Source organism: Dehalococcoidia bacterium, from assembly GCA_041653995.1.
Classification (GTDB): Bacteria; Chloroflexota; Dehalococcoidia; order GIF9; family UBA5629; genus CAIMUM01.
Genome location: JBAZEK010000002.1, coordinates 581,625 through 604,284 on the forward strand (window position 1 = coordinate 581,625; position 22,660 = coordinate 604,284).

Genomic DNA, 22,660 nt, shown 5'->3' on the forward strand with positions numbered 1-22,660 from the left:
TTTAGTAGCCTGTAAACGCCCTGCCGTGACTCCACGGCAGGGCGTTTAACATTTCCTTATTCCATGATCCGGGTATACGTAAAATAACCTATTGACAAACATCCCTCCCTGCTTTAAAATTTATCAGTCTATCGAGCGCTTGATAGACTGATCGCAGGTGAGAGAAAGATGGCGAGTAAAGATCTGGATATGCTGGGCAGTTTCAGCGAGGTAGTGGATAAGCTCGGGCAGCAGGCTGGTCATAAGAAATGGGAGATAGTCAAGGCGGCTGCGGGGCTTTTTATCAGGAAGGGCACCCTGAATACCGGCGTGCGGGACATAGCCGAGGCCAGCGGTATAACTGTGGGGACGCTGTATCATTATTTTCGATCCAAGGACGAGATAATCTCGGCCTTTCTCGATTTCGCCGTTCAGAGCACTAATGAATTCGTGCGAATGACCACCGAGATCCTGGCCAAGCTGCCTCCCCGCGAAGTGATGGAGCGGGCAATCAAGCTTTACATGGAATATACCAATGAAGCGCAGAGCATTGTCCTTTTCTGGCACCAGGAAACCAGAAACCTGCCTCCCGACCAGAGAAAGAGGCTGATGGAAAACGATGTCGTGCTTGCCTCACTGTTTGAGAGACTGATCGAGCTGGGACGTCAACAGGGCATATACAAGATAAAGGACGCTGCGCTGGCGGCACATTCAATCATAGTTCTGGGCGATATGTGGGCTTTCCGGCGCTGGTGGCTGGGGCGCCGCTATACATCGGATCAGTACATAGATGAGCAGACCAGATTCATCCTGCACGGATTATATAACGGAAGTTTATAAACAAACTGAATCCTGTAAGGAGGTGAGCAGAGGATAAATCTACTGAATAACCGGTTATTAACGGCATTTAACGAATTTTAATAACGGAGGTCGAAATTGGCAGAACAAAAACCCGAGGTAATGAAACGGACTATGGGGCTGTTCGAGGCGGTGGCCATGATCACCGGCCTGGTGGTGGGTGCTTCCATCTTTGTACTGGTCCCCAGCATGACCGGCATGGCCGGACCCAGCGTTTATCTGGCCTATGCGGCGGCGGCCATACCCGCCATTTTCGTGGTGCTTTATGAAATCCAGTTGACCGGTACTCTGCCCGTGACCGGCGCCAACTTCGTTACAGTCACGCGGGTTCTCAATCCTTTCTGGGGCGCTGTTATTTCGTTTTCAGCCGTGCTGGCTATAATCGCATCAAATATCCTGGTGGCCGTAGGTTTCTCTCAGTATTTAATCGCTTTTATTCAGACTTTTAATCCGGCTTTTAGCCTTCATCCCTGGGTACTGCCCATACTGATCGTAGCCTTCTTCGCTCTGATCAACTATCTGGGCGTGCAGATAGCCAACTGGGTCCAGGCTATCCTGTTTGTTGCTTTCATACTGGGCATGGTCATCTTCAGCATCGTCGGCACCGCCAACATGAACCCGGCTAATCTCACTCCCCTTTTCCCCAACGGGATCATGATGTTCGTGGTGGTGATGGTACTGGCCACCTTCTCATGGGCGGGCCTGGTGGCCCTGGCTGACATCGGCGGCGAGGTAAAGAATCCGCGTCGCAACCTGCCTCTGGCGTTGATCATCGCTTTCATAATCATCGTGGTGCTGTACACCTGGCAGCCGTTCGCACTGGTCGCGTCAATGGGCTGGCAGGAGGTGGCCAAGGCCGGCTCACCCGCTATCATGCTGCAGGCCGGTAAGCTGATGCCGGGCGTGGGCATCTGGATTATCTTCATCGCGGCTATGGGCGCCATTCTCACCACCATCAACGCGCTGACCATGTCATGCGCTCGTGACCTGGTGGCTTGGGCGCGTGACGGCCTAATGCCTAAAGCTGCAGTGCATCTGCATCCTAAATTCAAGACGCCGGATGTGGCTATTCTGATAGTCCTCATACTGGAAGTGGTAGGTATAATGTTTTCCGCCACCATTGATAAGTACGCTCTGGCGGCTGTATTGGCGTTGATGCTGATACAGGTTGTCTCTGCCTACTGCGTGCTGCGCATTCCCAGCAAGCTGCCGGAACTGTACAAGAAGGCCATCTTCAAATTCAACGGGTTCTGGCGCTGGTTCACCTTCCTGGGAACGGTAATCACTTCAGGCTTCATACTGCTGATGGGCATCTTCCTCGATACCATGGATAAGGACGGCAATCCAACCCAGGTGCCATACACCGTCCTGGTGTTTATCCTGGTCCTGGTAGTCGGCATTATCTATTACGTAATACGCAAGGCTTACCTGAAGAGCAAGGGTATTGACCTGAGCGCAAACCTTCAGAAAGTTGCCGATGCCACCCTGGCTGAAGCTGAAGAAAAGCTTTCCATGTGACACCTGACGATCAGAGGTAAAAATTAAACAGTCAAGTTGGATTCCGGGGCTGCGGCAGCACTCGCGCAGGGCTGCCGCGGCGACCGGGTGGTTTATTGTATTGAAAACATATATTCCCGGTAACGTGGTAATTTTCACCGGTGTGAATAGAATACTGTATCAGGAGGTAAATATATGGCATCAGCACTGGATGGAGTAAAAGTTATTGAGCTCTCCACTTGGTTTGCCGGTCCCACCTGCGGCATGTGGCTGGGCGAGCATGGCGCCGACGTTGTCAGGGTGGAGCCGGTCGAGGGCGACCCGTTAAGGGCCATGTTCTCATCGGGCGTACTGCCGGCGGAGTTGGACATAGGATTTAACTGGATGTGGGAGATGGCCAACCGCAGCAAGCGTTGCATCACTCTCGACCTCAAACAGGAAGAGAGCCGCAAGATCATGCATAAGATGGTGGAACAGGCCGACGTCTTCCTGGCCAATCTGCGGCCGTCCACACTCAAGCGGGCCAGGATGGATTACGATACTTTAATCAAGCTGAATCCGCGCCTGGTCTACTGCAATATAACCGGCTACGGCTCGAAGGGTCCGGGCGCAGACTGGCAGGCATTTGATGAGACGGCTTTCTGGACGCGTTCGGGCATAATGTCGACTATGGGCGAGCCGGGCACGCCGGCCGTCCCGCTGCGGGGTGCGATGGGAGACAATACAACCGGCGTTTTTGCGCTGGGCGCCATTTCGCTGGCGCTCTATTCCCGTGAGAAGACCGGCAAGGGGCAGCTGGTCGAGCTGTCTCTTTACGGCAACGGCATGTGGGTCGCCGGCATAGACGTGCAGGGCGCGCTGGTATATAACATGGAACTGGGCAGGCAATCCAGGTTCGCCGTGGGGAATCCTCTGTACAATACCTACGCTGCCAAAGACGACAAGTGGTTTATGTTCCAGATGCTGCAGACCGACCGCTTCTGGCCGGGCGTGTGTAAAAGTGTGGGAAGGGAAGACTGGCTGACCAAGTACCCCACGCACGGAGACAGGTGCAAGGCCAGCGCCGAGCTGATCAAGCTGCTGGACGCCGAGTTTGCCAAGCAGCCACGCGATTACTTCGCCCCCAGGTTCGATGAGAACGGCCTGATCTGGGCGCCGGCGCAGACTCCCACCGAGGTCATCAAAGATCCTGTGGCCCTGGAGAACGGTTACGTCATCGAATATGATCATTTCAACTACGGAAAAGTCAAAGGCATCCGCTGTCCCATCCAGCTCAAGGGCACACCCGAGCGCACTCCTTTCGGTGCGCCCGAGTTCGGCCAGCACACCGAGGAGGTGCTGCTGGAGCTTGGATACAGCTGGGAAGATATCGGCGCCTTTAAAGAGAAAAAGGTCATATTGTAGTGATATTAAACGTAGGGGCGTAGCTTCAGATGCGCCCGCTATCGGGCGGGTCTGAAGACCCGCCCCTACATCGTGACTGCGATAATTTCGGGTTAGCCGCCTGTGCGGCAAGGAGAAATCGATGTCAATTCTCATATACGAGAAGAAGGATCATATCGCATACATCACGCTCAACCGTCCTGATAAATTGAATACCATGAGCGTGGAGCTCAGCCGCCTACTGATTAAAGCGCTGCATGATTTCGATGCCGATGATGATCTCTATGTCGGTATCATTACAGGGGCCGGAGAGAGGTCGTTCTGCGCTGGGGCTGACCTGACCGATACCGAACATATAGACCTGGGTGTCAATTGGGAGGCTGATTACGACTGGCAGCTGGCTAACATCAAGAAGCCGCTGATCGCCGCCGTCAACGGCTACTGCCTGGGCGCGGGATTCACACTGGCTCTTTGCTGCGATATCAGGATTGCATCGGAGAAGGCCTCGCTCGGTACACCGGATCAGAAGCTGAATACGGTGGATGCCTATGCATCGATCATGCTTTCGCGCATGATCCCGGCATCCACTGCCATGGAGGTGTTGATGACGGGTGAGCGGTTAAGCGCACAGGAGGCCTACCGCATCGGCCTTGTCAGCAGGCTGGTGCCCCCTGCGGAGCTGATACCGGCCGCCGCAACCCTGGCGGGGAAGATATGCGGCAACGGGCCGGTTGCACTGTGGGCCTGCAAAGATATCAATAGAAGGGCCCGTTATATGTCACTGGAGGACAGCCTCGCCATATTTAAAGCTGTCACAGGACCCATTCTGAAGATGGATGATACCAGGGAGGGCATCACCGCTTTTTTTGAGAAAAGGCCACCTGTCTGGCAACTGAAGTAATAAGCAAGGAGAGGAAATTATGGCATACGAGACTGTGATCTACGAAAAAATCGACGGTATAGCGGTCATCAAGCTCAATCGTCCCAGGGTACTGAACGCCATCAACGCGCAGCTGGTAAGGGATTTCCACCAGGCGTTGGCCGAGGCGGCGCTGGATACGGAAGTCAAGGGCGTTATCATTAAAGGGGAGGGACGGGCGTTTTGCTCAGGTGATGATCTTTCAGAAAGCCCGCTGGGCATGCAGGTTGGGGACATCCTGCGCCATATCGAAGTGCTGCAGGACACCACGCGCATCATGTTGAATATGGAGAAGCCTGTCATCGCCGCCGTGCATGGTTATGCTTTGGGTGCAGGCTGTGAGTGGGCCATGAGCGCTGATATACGTGTAGCAGCCGAGGGTACCAAGTTCGGCTTCCCCGAGACTAATGTAGGGGCAGGCATCACCAATGGCGGCACAAAGCTGCTGCCGCTGCTTATCGGAATCGGCCGTGCCAAGTGGATGGCCTTCACCAATGAACGAATAGATGCTAAGACAGCCGAACAATGGGGGCTGGTTAACTTCGTAGTACCTGCAGATAAGCTGGATGAGACGGCCACGGCTATGATTAAGAAGATAACCGCCAACTCGGCGTTATCCATCAAGCTGACCAAGAAACAGCTGAACTATGGCGTCTACCAGGATTATGAACAGCAGTTCGATCTGGAAGCGCATGATGTGGTGTTGTGTGTAACGGGCATGGAGGCTGCCATGCGGGCCAAGGCGGCGCTGGATAAGACTAAAAAGAAATAATCAGGCAAGGAGCAGAGAGATGATCATCGATTTCAGGGTTACTGTGCCTATCCGCGAATGGGTTGATGACGTGGAGGAAGCCAAGCGTTTATTCCTGAACAGCTTTATGCGGGGATATGCAGAGTCTGCATATGAAGTCTCCGCTATGTATGAAGTGACTGCCGAGAGCATGGTCAAGGCCATGGATGCCGCAGGCGTTACATATGGTGTGCTGCAGGCCGAGTGGGCGCTGGGAGACTACAGGAAACTTAACGACGCCGCCTATCAAATAGCCAGGAAGTATCCCAAGAAGTTCCCGCGCTATTACCTGACCGTTAACGCGCTGGAAGATGACGATATGGTGAAAGTCGTCGAACGCGAGGTCAAGGAGCGCGGCTTCAGCGGCGTCAACTTCCAGACCTGGGCTCAACGCATGTATCCCAATGATAAACGGCTTTACCCTGTCTATGCCAAATGCCAGGAGCTGGGCATACCGGTGACTATTCATTCCTCTATCAACTTCACCATTGACCGCAGCATCGACTTCAGCCGTCCCGTGTATATCGATCATATAGCGTGTGATTTTCCCGATCTTAAGATCGTTGCCAATCACGGTGGCTGGCCGTGGGTGAACGAGCTGGTGGCAGTGGCCTGGAAACATAAAAATGTCTATATCGAAATCGGAGCGGTGGCACCCAAGTACATCGGTACCACCGGGACAGGTTGGGAGCCACTGATGGTATATGGCAACAGCCTGCTGCAGGACCGCGTGCTCTTCGCTACGGACGACATGGTACCCTGGCAGCGCTGCGTGGACGAACTTAAAGCCCTTCCGCTCAAAGACAAGGTCAAGGAGAAATGGCTGGGTCTTAATGCGGCCGGATTATTGGGCCTGTAAGGCCAAATGATAGATGGAGGATGCAGCAGATGAAAAAGCAGACTAAGCGGGCAATACTCTGGAGCGTTCTGGGCGTGCTGGCGCTGGTGGTCATCCTACTGGCCGCCTATATAGTTGACCTGACAAGCTTCCCGGGAAATATAAGGGAAACGGATTATTCCAAACAGGTCAAGACGGAAGGTGTGAAATCTACTTTCCATCAGGGCGCTATTTACCGTTATCCCGGAATCGTGCCGATGCTGGAAGTCGAGGGTGATTATTATGAGATGGGGCTGCAGTATGGAGCCCTTCTGCAGCCGGAGATCGTGGGTGGCATGGCAGCCATGGAGAAGATACTCAGGTGGAATGCTGAAGAGATGGGGGTTCCCTATCCGGCACTGGTTGGGATCATAAAATACCAGGCCAGGCAGGTGGCCGGCGCACTGCCCCAGAGGTATCAGGACGAGATGAAAGGGGTAGCAGATGGCTCAGGCGTGCCTTATGACACGGTTATATCCTGCTGCCTTTTTTATGACGTCGGAATGGCAATGGACTGCACCGGTGTGCTGATGAGGGGAAAAGACGGCTCAATCATACAGGGGCGTAACAACGATACTGCAGGTTTCGGCGGTGAAGAGCTGGCCAGGATGACTGTTGTGGTCAGGTATAAAGCCCCTGGTAAGCATGTTGTCACGCATATGGACCAGCCTCTGTATATGGGGGTGGAAACCGGTTACAACGATCAAGGCCTCAGTTTCGGGGAGGAAACACTGCGTATTAAGAATCCAAATCCAAACGGTTTCAGCCTGCCTTATTTGATCCGTATGGTCATGGAAGATTGCTCGACTTTAGATGATATTTATCCTTACTTTGATAGATATCCTACTATTGCGGCCTATGGCTGCGTTTGGAGCGACCTGGACGCGGGCAGGGGTGCTGTGGTGGAACTGACACCCACAGCATGGGCTAAAAATGAGCTCAAAGGCTCCCTTTTGTGGAATTTCAACCGCATTTATGACCCAAAATTGGCTGAGCAGCAGAAACCCTCGCGCAGCATAAGTAACATTAACATCGACCGCGAAGCGGTGGCCTCGGAGTTCCCCGTGAGAGACACGTACACGATTGAAGACACCGTCGCTTTCGTCCGCGCGCAGGCCGGTCCCGACGGCACGGACTATTCTTGGAGCGGCACAAAACTCCCAGTATGTAACTGGATGGCTTCGCAGATGATGGTTTTTGATTCCAAAAGCGACGGCTTCTATATGGCTGTCGGTCCCTACTATACAGCGCGCCAGGATATCTATCATTTTTTCAACGATTTCTCGCGCAAGCCGGAGCTTTTCATGCCGGCCCTGCCGATTAAGCCGGTGGTAGAGAAAGCGGCGCAGATAGAGAACCGCCTGACCAGCAAAGCGGAGAAGCTCCAGGCCTTTATCGATCTGGCTGCGGAATTCAAAGACGACGCCAATGTTCAATTCATAGTTGCCTACAAGGCCTTCAGGCTATCCCGCATGGATATTTTTCCTGCATACGCCCGCAAAGCCTATGCCATGGATCCGGGCAACCCGGAATATCAGATGTACGCTGGAATGGCTGAGTATTATGATAAGCATATGGAAAAAGCGGTGGACCTGCTGGACGCGGTGACCGCCAGATATCCCGAGCAGGACCTGATCAGGCTCAGCGTGTTGGAGAGGGCCGGCGTGGCTGTATATCCGCCCAAAACAGCGTCGTATAAATGGCAGAAACAGGCCGTGATCGACAAGTACGGGGCACAGGCCTATTATGATGGGAATGTTCTGCCGTTAATAGATGCGCTTGACCGATCTAAATAGGCCGGCCATCCTTTCAGGTGTTCTTTAAACCTCATATTTCGACCCTGCATAATATCGAATGTTCCGGGGTCCTGCAAGCGCGCCCGCAGCAGGAAACCCCATTTCACTCAATCTGCGTCACCTCCGTGCGTCTCCAGATGCTTAGCTGAAACGGAATTTTAGTATAACGTAGTATCACCTATGATTATATATATCGATAATGTGTATATCGATATTGACAGGTATCTGATTAAAGTGATATTATCCCAGTACATTTCCGTGCCGACCTTGATCGGTCAGGCGATTGTCCAAAATCAATTACAGGGAGGGTAAGATGGCTGAGGCTAAGAAACGGTTCTTCACGGAAGGTGAACTGAAGGGGATGGGAGAAGAGACAGTGAATCTGGTTCTCAAGGCGATAGAAGCCGGGGATATGGAAAAAGCAAAGAAGCTCACTAAGAGAATGCACCGCGAGTTCTTTTTTGTACATGAAACCCTCAGGGATTGGATAACCTCGTTGCTGAGCTATATTTACCATCAACAAGGCGAAGAAGGCGTGTACAAATCCATGCACGATGCATTTCAGACGCCCGTAGAGATAATGGCGGCTGCGTATAGAAGCCAGGATGTCGCAACCCAGACCAGGATGCTGGCAGCGGGATTCAGGGCGCATCTCTGCCCCGTAGTTATTGAAGAAGATGACGAGAAGTTCAGTGTGATGATGGCTCCCTGCGGCAGTGGCGGGAGGGCTATTCTCAATAAAAGCTATGAGCCGACAGGAAAATTCGCCAGGGTGAAAAACCCGCACAAGATGACGTTCGGAAGGACCGATTTCCCCATATACTGCGCTCACTGCGCCCTTCAGGACATTGTACCCATGGAGAAAGATGGATACCCTATCTGGGTTATCGATGTGCCTGAAAAAGTCGGGGAGGTACCCTGTAAATATTACATCTACAAGGATCCGGACGATATACCGGCACGCTTCTACGAGAGATACGGACTGAAAAAGCCGCCGGTAAAATCGAAGAAATGATCCTTGCCGATGGCGTAATAAATGCCTGATTGAAGATAAGGTATAACCCAAGACATTTAATCAGCCGCTACCAGCGTATATTCGATACTCAATTTCTCGAGTGATAATGTGATAATGTTGTGTCATATCAGATTATATATATCGATAATGTGTATATCGATATTGACATGTATTTTATTAAAGTGTTATTATCCTGTGGCATTTTCGAACTGACCTTGTTTGTTCGAGGGGTTATTCGGTATCAATTTTTAATCGGGAGGTAAAGATGGCAGAGGCAAAAAAACGTACGTTTACGGAGAACGAGCTGAAGGAGATGGGGGAGGAGACGGTTAAGCTCGTTCAACAGGCGATCGATGCCGGGGAATTGGAGAGGGCCAAAAAGTTGAATCGCAGAATGTATCGGGAGTTCCAGTCTCAGCATGATAATTACCTCAATTGGGTGACCTCGTTGCTGACATTTATTCAAAATCGCCTTGGTGATGAGGCCGTCTACGAGTCAATTTACAGTGCCTTTGAGGCGCTGGGCGCCCTTGCTGATGCGTACCGGGGCCAGGATCCCGGTAAACAGGCGGCCATGCTGGCGGCGGGGTTCAGGGGGCATCTAACCACGGCGGTTGTCGAGGAGGATGACGAGAAATTCACCGTGATGATGGCTCCCTGCGGCAGCGGAGGGAAGGTCATTGCCAACAATGGTTATACTCCGGTGGGGGAGTTCGCAAAACTGAAAAAGTCACACAAGATGACCTTTGGCAAAACGGATTTCCCCATTTATTGTGCTCACTGCGCGTTGCAGGATATAGTCCCCATGGAAAAAACCGGCTATCCCATCTGGGTCATCGACCCTCCCGATAAGGTTGGCGAATCGCCCTGCAGGTATTACATCTATAAGGATCCGGACAACATACCGGCTCGTTTCTATGAGAGATATGGATTGAAAAAGCCGCCGGTAAAATCGTAAAAATAACGTTTATCAAATTTATCACAAGGTGATTATAGGGAGAGTGGAATATGACTTTTGCGCTTGAAGGTGTCAAGGTACTGGATCTCTGCCGCGGCTATCCGCCGGCTTTCGCAACAATGCACCTGGCTGATTTCGGGGCGGACGTGATCAAGGTAGATCCTGTCGGCTTTACATCCTCCCTGCCGGGAGGAAATGAGGAAGACAAGATCAGCGCGTACACCTTTATTGACCGCAACAAGCGCAGCATCAAACTGAACATGCGCTCCGATGCCGGCCGCGATCTGCTCTTCAAGCTGGCTAAACATGTGGATATTCTGATCGAAAACTCACGTCCGGGGACCATGGAGCGCCTGGGCATCGGCTATGCAACTCTAAAAGAGGTCAATCCGCGGCTGATTTACTGCCAGGTCAGCGGCTACGGGCAGACCGGCCCCTACAAGGATATCGTGGGGCACGATGCCAACTTCATGGCCATAGCGGGCACGCTCAGCATGATCGGTCCTGCGGACGGTCCTCCCTGCTGGCCCAGCAATATCATCGCCGACTTCGCAGGCGCCGGCCTGCATCCTTTGATAGGCGTCCTGATCGCCTATATAGCGCGGGAAAGGACAGGCAAAGGCCAACTGGTGGATATCAGCTACACGGATGCCGTTTTTTCCCTGACCTCATTTGATGTCACGATGCATCTGGTCACGGGAGAGAAGCGGCGCAGAAGCAAAACGGCTCAGACGGGTGGAGAGCCGTGCTGCTCAACATATTTAACCAAAGACAGCGAATACATAACAATTCAGTTCATTGAACCCCAGTTCTGGAAAAATTTCTGCGAGGACATCGGGAAACCGGAGCTTACCGCACGCCAGTGGTCTTTGACTGACGCGGACAGGCAGGAGATGTTCTGCATCATGAAGGAGATTTTCCTGACCAGGACGCGGGATGAATGGTGGGAGTGGGCCAAACAAAGGCAGGTGATGCTGGCGCCGGTCAGATACATAGAAGAGGCCATAAACGACCCGCAGCTGAAAAGCAGGGAAATGATAATGGATAAAGAGCATCCCACGCTGGGAAAAATAAAGCAGCTGGGCAATCCGCTGAAGTTGTCGGATACGCCGCCCTCCTTCCGCATGTATTGTCCCAGGCCCGGCCAGCATACCGATGAAATACTTGCTGAGTTGAAACTTACCAAACAACAGATTGCTGATTTAAAACAACAGGAGGTGGTTCAATAGCTGAGACAGATATATCTTGAAATAATCCGAATATATGACCGGTTAAATTATTCCCATATCGTCAAAGGAGGTTTTAATGGCGGACAAGCAAGAGAACAATAATAATCAGGAAGAGAAGTTACTTCTCCCTCTGCCTAAATGGAAATTCTGGTATGTAATGATAGTCCTTTACGCGCTGTACTTCCTGGATTTTGCAACCAGGGCAGTCGTCAGCCCGATGTTCCCGGTTTTAAAAGCGGAGCTTGGATTATCCGATGCTCAACTGGGATGGCTGAGCACGATTGTGCTGGCTATGGTAGGTTTGCTCTCAATCCCGCTGTCCTTTTTCATTGACCGCTGGCGCCGCGGTAGAATGCTTTCACTCATGTCGATCGTCTGGAGCGTCGCCTCATTCTTCTCAGGATTGAGCGTCAATTTTACACAGCTACTGGTCACCAGGGGTATCCTGGGCGTGGGAGAAGCGAGCTTCAACTCGGGCGGTCAGGCCCTGATTATGGCCATGGTAAAGAAGGCGCGCAGGGCAACCGTTACCGGCATCTGGACCACAGCGACTTCTCTGGGTATGGCTTTCGGCATGATCATCGGCGGCTGGGTGGCGGTCAACATGGGATGGCGCACAGCTTTCATGATCGTAGCGGTACCCGGGATTATCTTCGGCATACTGGCATGGTTCATGCCGGATTATAAGAACAGGACTAAGGATCCGAACGGAGCCGCCGGCTCATCTTCCATGAGTTTCGGCAGCACTATGAAGGCCATACTGACTAACAAAACGGCCGTGACGCTGTTTATATCTTTCGGGCTTCTCTATTATTTTCTAAATACAATCGTTTACTGGCTGCCCACTTACTTTAACAGGTACATGGGTATGGATGTTACTACGGCAGGTTCGCTAACGGCGGTGGTGATGATCAGCGCCCTGATAGCCAGCCCGCTGGGCGGCTGGTTGGGCGACCTGATATCCAGGAAGAACCCGGCCAATAAAATGCTGCTCAGCTGGATCTGTGTATCGCTGTCAATCATATGTTATGCGTGCGCAATCCTCTTCAACGCCTGGCCGCTGTTCTTCGTGGTGACTTTTTTCTCTTTCATGTACATCCCCGCACAGCATACTGCCAGCCAGGAGATCGTGCCCTTCTACCTGAGGGCCAGCACCTACGGCGTCTACATTTTCTGCATGTTCTTCCTGGGCGGCTTATGGGGGCCTGCAGTAACCGGCATGGTATCCGATGCCTCCAACCTGCAGATGGGTTTCTGGGTCAATGGCGCAGTGGCGGTCATCGGATCGATCGGTTACTTTATCACTTACAAGTTTTTCAACAAAGACTATGCCAACGCCAGGAAACTGGAGGAGGGAGTCACATACGAGACTGCCTGATTCTGCGAGTTGAACATATAGTCTTTTAGAACTAATATACCAGCTATCAGGTATGTAACGGAGCCGTTTATCCTGTGATGCTATGATAACAGACGATGGATTTTTAACTGCCGGCATCGATGCAGGCGCCAGCAGGATCAAGGTTGCTCTCCTCAGGGGCCGTACACTACTGGGTAATGTGGTTCTGGATGAAGGCACGGAAAGCATCACGGAGATATCGAAGCGGGCGCTGGCCGATACATGCCGGATAGCTGGTATTACTTTAGATGACATCAGTAAGATCGCCGTTACCGGCATGGCGTACAAGTATGTTCATCTGGAAGGCGAGCATGTTAACGAGAGCACCTGCCTTGCCAGGGGCATCGATTTCTTTATGCCCGAGGCACGGACTGTGATCGATGTGGGCGCACAGAAAAGCCTGGCAATTAAATGTGATGCCGGTGTACCGCTCAAGATCCGTTACAGCGAGAAATGTGCTTCCGGCAGCGGAAGGTTTCTGGATGTGGTTGCTGCAACCATGGCAATAGATAAAACCGAGCTGAGCAAGCTGGGATTATCCACGGATAATTTTGTCGAGGTGCAGAGCACATGCACCATCTTTGCCGAGTCGGAGATCATCACCCTCATTCACTCGGATGAGAAGCCGGCGGAGATCGCACGCGGCGCATACAGGGCCCTGGCCAGACGTTTATACGGTCTGCTGCTCCAGGTCGGGCTGGAAAACGTTGTTTGCGTGGCGGGTGGAGTGTCCACGGACGCGTGTCTGCTGGATGAGATGGGAAAGCTCGGCGGCTGCGAAATAAAAACGGCCGTGCAATCCGATATTGTAATGGCCTGCGGAGCGGCTCTGGCCGTTCAATAAGGAGCGATTTTAGTTGTGCTGCTGGCCGGGATTGATATAGGTTCATCCAGTACCAAAGCGGTCATCATGGATGACCGGAGTATTGTGGCATCCGGGCTGATACCGACCGGCGCCAGCAGTACGGCCGCTGCCTCAGGCGTTATGGAGCTTGTCCTGGCAAAAAGCGGTGCCGGTATGGGCGATATAGCCTGCATCGTTTCCACCGGCTATGGAAGAGTCAATGTCCCTTTTGCGCAAAAAAACGTCACGGAGATATCCTGTCATGCCAGAGGTGTGAACTGGTACTTTCCCGGTGTGCGGACGGTACTGGATATGGGAGGCCAGGATTGCAAGGCGATCAAGTGCGATGAAGGCGGCAGGGTGGTGAAGTTCGCGCTTAACGATAAATGCGCTGCAGGCACCGGCCGCTACCTTGAACGACTATCTAAATACACCGGGGTTCCCCTGGGCGAGATCGGCCCCAGGTCTCTGCAGCCCGTCAACGGTCCCGTTGCAGTGGATAGCTTTTGCGCGGTCTTCGCTGAGAACGACGTGCTCATGCGTATCCGGGAGGGATACCAGATCAATGACATCCTGGCGGGCGCAGTCGATGCCACGGTGGAGAGGATCATAACCATCATTCAGCGTATCGGGGTGGAGGCGGAACTTTCCATCAGCGGCGGGATTGCCAAAAACACGGGCATCGTCTCAAGGGTTGAGAAACGCTTGGGTATGAAGGCATTGATAGCTGATGAACCACAGATAATCGGCGCCATAGGTGCTGCACTTTTTGCCAGGGACCTGGCTGTGAAGTCCGGCAAGTGACTGCTGTCGCCGAACCCTAACCTTTGATTCTTCTCTCCCAGCGCTCGTAAGGTTCCCAGGCATTCAGCGTCTCAGGCGTGCGCACCGGCTTCAATTGCCGTGCTCCATGCGGGCACGAAGCTACACATGCGCCGCAGCCGAAGCACTTTTCCGAATCGGTAACGCTTTTTAATTTGCCCGAGCCATCCTTGACAAGGGTGATGGCCTTGAACTGGCAGCGCTTGCTGCAGACCTTGCAACCCTTGCACAGGTCGGGATTGCTTTCAGCAAGATAGCGGCTTTTGAAGGTGATTGTTGAGAAAGGTATTGAGAAATTGACGCAATTGCTCAGGGCTATGCAGCAACAGGTGCAGCAGTTGCATAAGGTCGCCACCCCGATATCAAGTATATGTATAAGGCCTCTTTTCTCACAATCCTCGATGATTTTAAGCGCTTCCTCAGAACTTATAGCCTTGCCCACACCTCTTTGAATGATGTGTTCGGCGGCGCGGCCGAAATTCAAACAGATGGTATAATCGTCGCTCAGCTTGCACGGTTCACCCCCGGCCGCGTTGCATTTCCGACAGGAGCAATCCGTAACGGCTATGCGGGAGGCCTTGGCATATTCTCTCACATCTTCATGCGGCAAAATATCGCTGTGCGACTTCAGCGCACTGATATGGGGCACCACTCTGGCATACTGAATATCGGTCAGGCCGATCATCTTGGCCAGGTCGGGGTACATCTCTTTTTTAACGAATTCATACCAGCTTTTGTAAGCCGGCGAGGTCTTGGGATCGATTGCCATGTCGGAAAGCGACGTCATGAATGCGAAATAGGGGTCGCGGGCGAAGCGCAGACCACGGCGCGTCTTGGCGTCCTTGTAGTTGACCAGCCCTTTACGGAACAGGCTATTGAGGCAGGCATCGACCTTTTCCTGATCAAGGCCGATCTCACTGGATAATACGGCCGGGGTTACCTCGTCCGTTTTCTCGAGAATCACGACTCCGATCGCAGCCTCATCAGGAGTCAACAAATTTCTGATCAATGTCTTATATAAGGCGGAATCCGGATAACCGTGTTTCTCAGCTATAGTTTCGTAGCTGTCTCGACCTGCCATTTTCTGCCTCCTGTAATTATTATGGTTGTTCCTGCATCGGCTGCCCTATCACAACAACAGACAACCTGTGGTAAAATCGACTGCCTGAATAGCCACTGTTTAATATTACACAGTAGGATATCATACAATAATATTATTATCAATATCGATTTAGTTGACATTGACAAATATTTGATTTGCGTGATAAGATTAGCGCGATTCTTGGAGCGTAACCGCTCTTAATACATTATCGGAGGTAGTTGTTATGTCAGGGCCATTAGCAGGGATCAAAGTACTGGATGCAGGCGCTTTTACGGTTGGGCCTGCTGCGTGCAGCCTTCTGGGATTGATGGGCGCGCAGGCTATTCGTATCGAGCCCCCTACTCTGGACGGTCTTCTCTTTGTGGGGACCATAGCCGGCGGCACGGGCACCAGCTATATCAGCAGTCATTATAACAAGAAGAGCATTATGCTGGATTTAAGGTCTCCTTTGGGAAAAGAGATCGGCACCAAGCTGGTCAAATGGGCCGACGTGCTGGTCAACAACCGACGGCTGGGAGCCCTGGACCGTATAGGATTCGGGTATAAGGACCTGGCCAAAATGAATCCTCGAATAATCTATATTGAAAGCACGTCTTACGGAACTACCGGGCCGTGGTCGAAGTACGCTGCCGCCGACCACTTTGTCCAGGCGGCGTCGGGATTTGCCAGTATAAACGGGAAAGAGGGTGGTGAAGCGGAGATACTGCGTTACGCCACCAATGCTGACTACACGGCGACCCTGATTATTTTAAATGCGGCCATCGCCGGTTTGATCGCGCGTCAAAAGACGGGGAAAGGTCAGAGGATAGACACCTCTCATCTGCAGGGCACTATCGCGGTGCAGACCAGCCGCCTGGCGGAGTTCTTTATATCAGGCAAAAACCCCGCGTTGATGGGTAGCGTGAGCAGCAGGGTAGCGCCCTCCGAGGCGTTCAGGACGCAGGATAACAAGTATATAAACATCAGCGCCGACAGAGAGGAATACTGGCACAAGATCTGCAAGGCGCTGGAGCTGGAGAACATCCAGGATGATCCCAGGTTCAGCACCAATGAGAAACGCTTAAAGAACAGGAAGGAACTGGTCCCGTTGATACAGGAGAAGGTCGGCGATAAGCCTGCCTACTGGTGGATGCTGCATTTCAACAGGTGCGGTGTTCCTTACGGGTTCAATTACGATTACGTTGACTTGATCAGGGATCCGCATATCAACGAAAACAAGTGGCTTTACGATATGGATAGCAGCTACGGAATGTTGAAAGGGTATGCTTCGCCATGGGAGTTCAGCAGGACCCCTTCGGAAGAGATGACTCCGACGGTTAAATACGACTGTAATAGAGATGAAATTCTCGCGATGCTGGAATGAGATTTCCGTGGCGGCCATGAGAATTAGATTAAGGAGAGAATGAAATGACAGAGGTTCTGGGCGGCATAAAAGTGATCGATCTTACCGAGGAGATAAGCGGCCCCCTGTGTTCGATGTACCTGGGTGACATGGGCGCCGAGGTCATCAAAGTTGAGAGTCTGGAGGGCGACTGGGCACGCCATATCGGCCCCAGGATCAAGGGCGAAAGCAATTTATTCATCTGCCACAATCGCAATAAAAAGAGCATAGCTGTTGATCTAACAAAACCGGAGGGCAGGCAAGTAGTCTATGATCTGGTTAAAGGGGCAGGTGTCTTCCTCGAGAGCTTCGATGTGGGTGGAGCAGCCCGGCTCGGGGTCGGATATGAGGATATCAAACGCATCAATCACAATATCGTCTACTGCTCTATCTCCAGTTTCGGAGAGACGGGTTGTTATAAAGACAGGCACGCTTCGGAACTCGAACTGCAGGGTCTGGCCGGGTATATTCAGTTCCTGGGTGAGCCCGGAGAGGAACCCGTACGCGTCGGTTCCGATGTTGTAGAGGCATCTTCCGCATTCCATGCCTTGAGCGGCATCCTGGCGGCGCTGTATTACCGCGGTAAAACCGGCGATGGTCAGAAGGTCGGCATCGCCAAGTTAAGGTCCATGCTACAGATGGGCGCCCACTGGATACAGGCCTTCTGCAATCCTGATACTTACGGCGGCTGGTATCTGACAGGCCCCTATGATCACGCCGAGCACGGTTATAAGACTAAAGACGGATCGATTGTCTTTTCGGTGCTGGCCAGGGCAGGCAAAGGTATCGAAGCGGCCCTTGAAAGCTGGGTTGAGTTTCTCAAGAGGGTCGGCCTGGGAGAGCTGCTGGAGGACCCCTGGTTCAAGTACAAGGGGCTGCGGGCGATCGGGCTGGGCCGCGATGCCCAGGAGATGAAGGGCCTGTTCGAAACATATTTTCTGGATAAAACCAGTAATGAGATGATCACTATGATCGATGAGATAGGCGGAATGGGTTCGGCCATCTATGACTACGAAACACTTTACGGCGGCGCCATGCATGCGCAGATTCAAGCCGTCGACGCTATACAGGAAATGGAACATCCGGTAGCCGGCAAGGTCAAGGTAACGGCATTGCCGTGGACCATGAGCGACACCCCGTCACAGATCAAAACCGCGGCGCCTGCTCTGGGACAGCATACCGACGAGATACTGGCAGGAATTGGCTACAAGGAAGACAGGATCAAGAAACTGAGAAAGAGCAAGATCGTTGCCTGATTCTGCCGGCTGCGGTAGCAAATATAAAGATAGGGAGATCCCATGATCAAAACCAGAATCAGTCAGATGCTGGGCATCGATTATCCTATTATCCAGGCGCCTATGAACTGGATCAGCGGGGCCGATCTGGTGTCCGCCGTATCGGCGGCGGGTGGATTGGGAACGCTTGGCCCCAACGCAGGCCAGAAGACGCCGGCCAATGACGAGAAGGAGGTCGGAGAGAGACTGAGGAGCCAGATAAAAAAAGTCAGGAGCATCACGGACAAGCCCTTCGCCGTCAATATAGCGATCGGTATGGGCGACGCCAAAAAGTTCAGCGACGCATTTGTGCGTGTAATAATTGAAGAGAAGGTACCTGTAGCCGTGGTCTCCATGGGTGCTCCGCAGGTCTATACCAAAGAGCTGAAGGACAAAGGTGTCAAAGTATTTCATACCGTGACCACCATCAAACACGGCAAACGCGCCGAGACGGAAGGCGTCGATGCGGTTATTGCAGAGGGATATGAAGGCGGCGGGCACCTGGGCAACGATGATCACACGACCATGTGTCTTGTGCCTGAGTTGGCCGATGCGGTCAAGATACCGGTCATTGCCGGGGGTGGCATCGTGGACAGCCGCGGATTCGTAGCTGCCCTGGCGCTGGGAGCGGAAGCGGTATTTATTGGGACCAGGTTCCTGGCGACACGCGAAAGCGATGCACACCAGAACGTAAAGGACGTGGTATTAAAGGCGACTGAAGCCGACACAATAGTGCTGGGTAAAAATCTGGGTGTATCCATGGTCAGGGCCGTCAAGAACGAGTTCAGTCAAAAATTTCACGAGATGGAGATCGGGCATGCCTCGCTGGGAGACCTTTACAACCTTCAGGAGAACCATGCCATGACCAAGCCCGGCTATCTGGTCAGCCGCATGTACCCCACCTTTTGCCTGGGAGATACCGTGCAGGGCGTGGTCAGTGTCAACGACGCGGTAGGATTGATCAAGGAGCTTTTGAGCGCCAAACAGGTGGTGGAAGATATCGCTGAGGGTTCCTCCGCTGTCCTGCGCCGGCTCGAGGATACCGGCATAGAACGAAAATAATAAATCGGAAGCATCCGAAATAAGAATGCCCCGCCTGACAAGGCGGGGCATTCTTATTTATAAGGAGTAATTATTTGGACTTTGACTTCTTTTTATTCAGGCACAGGTCGATGAATGCGTTCATCTCTTCTTCCGATGCCTGCTGGCTCTTATAGAATGGATCGAGCTGCCTGCCTTCGAGCATCAGTGTCGGTATGCCCAGTTCGCGCTCGGCTTTCTCTGCCACGAGGCGTGAGACGCCGCCGCTGGCGCTGCAGCCGAGCTGCAGGAAATAAATAATGCCGTCGCATTTGAGGTCCTTGGCCATGTTAACAGTGCTGTCCACCCAGCGGTGGCCCACGCCGGCCCAGGTGTTGCCGTTCAGAAAGCGTGCCAGCTCCTCCAGCGGCTTCAGTTTGCGCCCGTATTCTTTCTCATCTCCGAAAAGGCCGTATTCGGCGCCGAACCAGCGGCTCATCACGCCGAATTGAAGCGCCGGCACAGCCACCCCTCTTTTGGCCAGTAAGTCGAAGGGGTTGAAATAGAAGGGACCGGTCACAGCCCAGAGGAACCTGAGTTTCTCATCTTCCAGCACGCCGTAACCTTTCTCCGCCCGCTCATGCATCTCCTCGGAGAACTGTTTCCAGTACTCGGCGCCCTTCTTGGGGTCCGGGTACATGGAGGGGATCCTGGGCAGGCGGAAGGCATCCTGTCCGGCCAGGGGACAGGGTACCCTTTTCCTCAGCTTATGTATTTCTTTGGCGCAATTATGAGCGATCGTGTCGTATTCAAGGGCATATAAGAGTCTCTCTTCGCTGTATTTGATGCCGGGCACCTTGGCCTCGGCGAACTCGATCATTTCGCCGAGCTGGTCTGTCACATAAGTCAGGCCATCGTCGCTGATCTCGAGAGTGGTATCGATGTGGAAGACGGGCATATTAAAATACTCGCCGATGGCTTTGGGCGATACACACTCCATGGGACAGGCAAATGAGGTGGCGATCACGAAATTGGGGGGTGGGAAGTTCTTACTCACGCAGAGAGCGATGATCACAATGGTTCGGTCACAGGCGTCGTCCGGGAAATTATTTGATCTCAGTATATTGAAGTACTCGGTGGCCAGCATGGTCCTGTCCGCTGCGCCCATGGAGTCTATACCGATGCCTCCCAGCGCGTAAACCAGCGGTGGCAGGTGGTCCGAGTTGATTAAAGGCTTGTTTCCCGTTTTCCAGGCGTCCAGCTGTGCGATCCTCAGGTCGCGCTCCAGCTCATAGAGGAGCTTGTTTGCCTTGATTTTGGTGGCATCGGGATTTGCTGTGATGCGGTCTATCCTTTTTTGATTTCTTGCTATTTCCTGCTCAAGCCAAGTCATATCATTCTCCCTCTAATTATTCTCCAGGCATCGCATTCAGGCTTTAGACTCGATCATCTCGATGAATGCTCCAACCCTGGTCTTTACCTGTCCCACATTGGAGACGACGTACTCCCTGCGATAGGACATCACGGGTATGCCGGCCTCCTCCAGCTTGTTCCTGAAGAAGTTGGCCCGGAATTCGCGGTAGCGCGAGAAGCCCTGCGGGAGCTCGATTACGCCCTGGATATTGTAGTCGCGCACCCAGTGAACAACCTGGTCGACCTGGTCCTGCCAGTTCATCATCCTGGGGCTGGCCGGCTGCATCAGGTATCTCCTTGCCAGGGCCGATACTATCTCCTGGCGCAATATCGGAGAGCTGGCTGAGCCGATCTCAACATGTCTCCAGTAGTGACGGCTGCCGGTATCTAGGTCGTCCATGGCCACGATGCATCCCGCCTCCTCTATGGCCGCCAGGTGCCCGGGATTGTCCAGACGGTCGCTGGATACCAGCAACCGAGGGCGGGACTTTTCCGCGGGTATCTTTCTCTTTTCCAGGTAGGGCAACAGGGCTTCAATCCTGTCATTGAATTCCTCTTTAGGCATCAACATGGCTGCGGTGGTTATGCCCAGCATCTCCGCGCCGGTGAGCGACGGAGCCTCTGTATTCCTGAGCTCATATAGCCTTTTTACCAGGTGCCGCGTTCTTTCAAGGACAGCGATGCTGCGCTTCAAATCCTCATCTGTGATCGGGCGCCCCGCCAGTTTTTCCATCTCGCCGATAAATTTATTGTATTGCTGGGTGAGGAACTTGACAGCGGTGTCGGTGTTTATGATCGGCACGTCTATCACCAGGGTGGTGGGGGTTTTCTCAACATATCGCCATACATCCCACAGACGTACAAGCTCCTGGTCCCAGTCGGTTGCCACCACGGCATCCAGAAATTCCAGGCGGTCTGTAAGCAGCGCTTCCAGCACATGATTGCAGTAAAGGCAGGTGTCGGCAGGCCTCCATTCATTGGCGTGCGGAGTGCCGGCCTGCCAGGTGCCGAATACATGCCAGGGCAAAACGCCGGCCGCATGGACTATCTCCTCGGGAATATAGGAGCATAGCAAACCTGCTACTTTTTTACCGTCCTTCTTCCACTGCAGAGCATATTTGTTCCTGTTGGCCTCAAGGCCAAGCGTGGTAAGTTCCTTCAAGCCTTTTTCAGAACTCAGTGTTGTGTGCATAAAATCCTCCGCTTTACTAATATTGGGTCCAGACTGAAGCCGAAAAATTCAGACTCGAATACATTTAAAGACGACATCACGCCCTTTTATCGATCTCAAGGTAATATTGTATTATACCTGCATAAAAAATGTCAATATAAATTTAATCACTATGGATATACATAACATTGTAATATATCGGTAGGATTTAAATTCTGTTGTATATTTTTGACGTATGCTGTTACATGGTGTTATCATAATTAAAACACTTCTAAAAAGTGGTCAGAGATATGGCAAAATCTAGAAAATCCATTGAAGTCGGGCCCTCGCCGGAGCTGATGTGGATCGTCGTTAATTTCGCCCAGTCCTGGAATATCTGGGCTAAAGCGCTTGAGAGGAGTTTACGCAGCGGTAATATAACGGTCTCTCAGATAACAACATTGCAGGCGCTCTATTTTGCCAAAAGAGCTTTGAGCCCCACGGAGATATCCCATGTGCTTCCTCTGGAAACCCACTCGGTCAGTCCTCTGCTGGACAGGCTGCACAAACGGAAGATCATCACGCGGCGCAGGTCCAAAACCGACAGGCGTGCCGTTGAAGTAGAAATGACGCCAAAGGGAGTGGAATTGCTGAGGGAACTTAGCACCAGTATTAAAGATGCGATGGAAAGAGTTTTTTACACGCTCACGCCGCAGGAGCGTGAGACGTTGGTTAAGCTGACTCAGAAAATCAGCAATGCCGCGGTCGATTATCTGGGAGCGAACAAAGAGCACCTCGCCTCAAACGCCAGGATGATGTCAGGTCTATCGAACGGAGGCGCGATTCTGTCGCCAGCAAAATCAAAAAAAAATACACGAAAGAAAAAATCCTGAAAGTGTACCTCGATTGAACCCCTTAAATTAAGAAGAAACCCATGATATCTATATGTCTAAATAT

Annotated in this window: 20 protein-coding genes; 17 read left to right on the top strand and 3 right to left on the bottom strand. The window is 52.5% G+C overall.

Annotation, left to right across the window (positions count from 1 at the left end):
- Positions 1 to 168 precede the first annotated feature (168 nt).
- The 13 genes from WC359_08970 (at position 169) to WC359_09030 (ending at position 14,345) form a co-directional block, all read left to right on the top strand.
- Positions 169 to 819 carry a TetR/AcrR family transcriptional regulator gene (locus WC359_08970; protein MFA5400557.1) on the top strand — a complete coding sequence of 217 codons (651 nt, stop codon included), beginning with the start codon at positions 169 to 171 and terminating at the stop codon, positions 817 to 819.
- 96 nt (positions 820 to 915) lie between these two features.
- Complete coding sequence (locus tag WC359_08975) at positions 916 to 2,355, top strand: amino acid permease (GenBank protein ID MFA5400558.1); 1,440 nt, start codon at positions 916 to 918, stop codon at positions 2,353 to 2,355.
- Between the two features lie 174 nt (positions 2,356 to 2,529).
- Positions 2,530 to 3,738: a CoA transferase gene (locus WC359_08980; protein ID MFA5400559.1), complete on the top strand. Its 1,209-nt coding sequence runs from the start codon at positions 2,530 to 2,532 to the stop codon at positions 3,736 to 3,738.
- Positions 3,739 to 3,859: 121 nt separating this feature from the next.
- Entirely contained in the window at positions 3,860 to 4,618 is a 759-nt protein-coding gene (locus tag WC359_08985) for an enoyl-CoA hydratase/isomerase family protein (protein MFA5400560.1), read from the top strand.
- Between the two features lie 19 nt (positions 4,619 to 4,637).
- Positions 4,638 to 5,408: an enoyl-CoA hydratase/isomerase family protein gene (locus WC359_08990; protein MFA5400561.1), complete on the top strand. Its 771-nt coding sequence runs from the start codon at positions 4,638 to 4,640 to the stop codon at positions 5,406 to 5,408.
- A 19-nt stretch (positions 5,409 to 5,427) separates the two neighbouring features.
- Positions 5,428 to 6,285: an amidohydrolase family protein gene (locus WC359_08995; protein ID MFA5400562.1), complete on the top strand. Its 858-nt coding sequence runs from the start codon at positions 5,428 to 5,430 to the stop codon at positions 6,283 to 6,285.
- A 29-nt stretch (positions 6,286 to 6,314) separates the two neighbouring features.
- The gene (locus WC359_09000) at positions 6,315 to 8,099 is read left to right on the top strand and encodes a C45 family peptidase (protein MFA5400563.1); all 1,785 of its coding nucleotides are present in this window, start codon (positions 6,315 to 6,317) and stop codon (positions 8,097 to 8,099) included.
- Positions 8,100 to 8,412: 313 nt separating this feature from the next.
- Complete coding sequence (locus WC359_09005) at positions 8,413 to 9,114, top strand: hypothetical protein (protein ID MFA5400564.1); 702 nt, start codon at positions 8,413 to 8,415, stop codon at positions 9,112 to 9,114.
- Positions 9,115 to 9,379: 265 nt separating this feature from the next.
- On the top strand, positions 9,380 to 10,072 hold the full coding sequence (locus WC359_09010) for a hypothetical protein (protein ID MFA5400565.1): 693 nt from the start codon (positions 9,380 to 9,382) through the stop codon (positions 10,070 to 10,072).
- Between the two features lie 50 nt (positions 10,073 to 10,122).
- On the top strand, positions 10,123 to 11,301 hold the full coding sequence (locus WC359_09015) for a CaiB/BaiF CoA-transferase family protein (protein MFA5400566.1): 1,179 nt from the start codon (positions 10,123 to 10,125) through the stop codon (positions 11,299 to 11,301).
- Positions 11,302 to 11,377: 76 nt separating this feature from the next.
- Entirely contained in the window at positions 11,378 to 12,679 is a 1,302-nt protein-coding gene (locus WC359_09020) for an MFS transporter (GenBank protein ID MFA5400567.1), read from the top strand.
- 82 nt (positions 12,680 to 12,761) lie between these two features.
- Positions 12,762 to 13,541, top strand: a complete 780-nt coding sequence (locus WC359_09025) for an acyl-CoA dehydratase activase (GenBank protein MFA5400568.1) — start codon at positions 12,762 to 12,764, stop codon at positions 13,539 to 13,541.
- A 15-nt stretch (positions 13,542 to 13,556) separates the two neighbouring features.
- A complete protein-coding gene (locus WC359_09030; protein ID MFA5400569.1) occupies positions 13,557 to 14,345 on the top strand; it encodes an acyl-CoA dehydratase activase in 789 nt (262 codons plus the stop codon).
- A gap of 16 nt (positions 14,346 to 14,361) precedes the next feature.
- Here the strand turns inward: WC359_09030 and WC359_09035 are convergent, their stop codons facing one another.
- Positions 14,362 to 15,444, bottom strand: coding sequence for a 4Fe-4S binding protein (locus tag WC359_09035; protein ID MFA5400570.1), 1,083 nt, complete (start codon positions 15,442 to 15,444; stop codon positions 14,362 to 14,364).
- Between the two features lie 244 nt (positions 15,445 to 15,688).
- On the opposite strand from WC359_09035, the gene WC359_09040 reads away from it, so the two are divergent.
- From WC359_09040 to WC359_09050, 3 genes are read left to right on the top strand one after another with little or no spacing between them, the layout of a single operon-like run.
- Positions 15,689 to 16,828 (top strand): CoA transferase, encoded by a 1,140-nt coding sequence (locus tag WC359_09040; GenBank protein ID MFA5400571.1) that lies wholly within the window; start codon positions 15,689 to 15,691, stop codon positions 16,826 to 16,828.
- 44 nt (positions 16,829 to 16,872) lie between these two features.
- Positions 16,873 to 18,102 carry a CoA transferase gene (locus WC359_09045; protein MFA5400572.1) on the top strand — a complete coding sequence of 410 codons (1,230 nt, stop codon included), beginning with the start codon at positions 16,873 to 16,875 and terminating at the stop codon, positions 18,100 to 18,102.
- A 42-nt stretch (positions 18,103 to 18,144) separates the two neighbouring features.
- Complete coding sequence (locus WC359_09050; protein MFA5400573.1) at positions 18,145 to 19,182, top strand: nitronate monooxygenase; 1,038 nt, start codon at positions 18,145 to 18,147, stop codon at positions 19,180 to 19,182.
- Positions 19,183 to 19,252: 70 nt separating this feature from the next.
- Here the strand turns inward: WC359_09050 and WC359_09055 are convergent, their stop codons facing one another.
- Together WC359_09055 and WC359_09060 are read right to left on the bottom strand one after the other, a co-directional pair.
- Positions 19,253 to 20,533 (bottom strand): 2-hydroxyacyl-CoA dehydratase family protein, encoded by a 1,281-nt coding sequence (locus tag WC359_09055; protein MFA5400574.1) that lies wholly within the window; start codon positions 20,531 to 20,533, stop codon positions 19,253 to 19,255.
- A 36-nt stretch (positions 20,534 to 20,569) separates the two neighbouring features.
- Positions 20,570 to 21,745, bottom strand: a complete 1,176-nt coding sequence (locus tag WC359_09060; protein MFA5400575.1) for a 2-hydroxyacyl-CoA dehydratase family protein — start codon at positions 21,743 to 21,745, stop codon at positions 20,570 to 20,572.
- A gap of 269 nt (positions 21,746 to 22,014) precedes the next feature.
- Between WC359_09060 and WC359_09065 the strand changes: the two genes are divergently transcribed.
- A complete protein-coding gene (locus tag WC359_09065) occupies positions 22,015 to 22,596 on the top strand; it encodes a MarR family transcriptional regulator (GenBank protein ID MFA5400576.1) in 582 nt (193 codons plus the stop codon).
- The last annotated feature ends 64 nt before the right edge of the window (positions 22,597 to 22,660 follow it).

Coding starts and splice junctions, on each gene's coding strand:
- WC359_08970 (MFA5400557.1), top strand. CDS start 169: ATGGCGAGTAAAGATCTGGATATGCTGGGCAGTTTCAGCGAGGTAGTG.
- WC359_08980 (MFA5400559.1), top strand. CDS start 2,530: ATGGCATCAGCACTGGATGGAGTAAAAGTTATTGAGCTCTCCACTTGG.
- WC359_08985 (MFA5400560.1), top strand. CDS start 3,860: ATGTCAATTCTCATATACGAGAAGAAGGATCATATCGCATACATCACG.
- WC359_08990 (MFA5400561.1), top strand. CDS start 4,638: ATGGCATACGAGACTGTGATCTACGAAAAAATCGACGGTATAGCGGTC.
- WC359_08995 (MFA5400562.1), top strand. CDS start 5,428: ATGATCATCGATTTCAGGGTTACTGTGCCTATCCGCGAATGGGTTGAT.
- WC359_09000 (MFA5400563.1), top strand. CDS start 6,315: ATGAAAAAGCAGACTAAGCGGGCAATACTCTGGAGCGTTCTGGGCGTG.
- WC359_09005 (MFA5400564.1), top strand. CDS start 8,413: ATGGCTGAGGCTAAGAAACGGTTCTTCACGGAAGGTGAACTGAAGGGG.
- WC359_09010 (MFA5400565.1), top strand. CDS start 9,380: ATGGCAGAGGCAAAAAAACGTACGTTTACGGAGAACGAGCTGAAGGAG.
- WC359_09015 (MFA5400566.1), top strand. CDS start 10,123: ATGACTTTTGCGCTTGAAGGTGTCAAGGTACTGGATCTCTGCCGCGGC.
- WC359_09020 (MFA5400567.1), top strand. CDS start 11,378: ATGGCGGACAAGCAAGAGAACAATAATAATCAGGAAGAGAAGTTACTT.
- WC359_09025 (MFA5400568.1), top strand. CDS start 12,762: ATGATAACAGACGATGGATTTTTAACTGCCGGCATCGATGCAGGCGCC.
- WC359_09035 (MFA5400570.1), bottom strand. CDS start 15,444: ATGGCAGGTCGAGACAGCTACGAAACTATAGCTGAGAAACACGGTTAT.
- WC359_09040 (MFA5400571.1), top strand. CDS start 15,689: ATGTCAGGGCCATTAGCAGGGATCAAAGTACTGGATGCAGGCGCTTTT.
- WC359_09045 (MFA5400572.1), top strand. CDS start 16,873: ATGACAGAGGTTCTGGGCGGCATAAAAGTGATCGATCTTACCGAGGAG.
- WC359_09050 (MFA5400573.1), top strand. CDS start 18,145: ATGATCAAAACCAGAATCAGTCAGATGCTGGGCATCGATTATCCTATT.
- WC359_09055 (MFA5400574.1), bottom strand. CDS start 20,533: ATGACTTGGCTTGAGCAGGAAATAGCAAGAAATCAAAAAAGGATAGAC.
- WC359_09060 (MFA5400575.1), bottom strand. CDS start 21,745: ATGCACACAACACTGAGTTCTGAAAAAGGCTTGAAGGAACTTACCACG.
- WC359_09065 (MFA5400576.1), top strand. CDS start 22,015: ATGGCAAAATCTAGAAAATCCATTGAAGTCGGGCCCTCGCCGGAGCTG.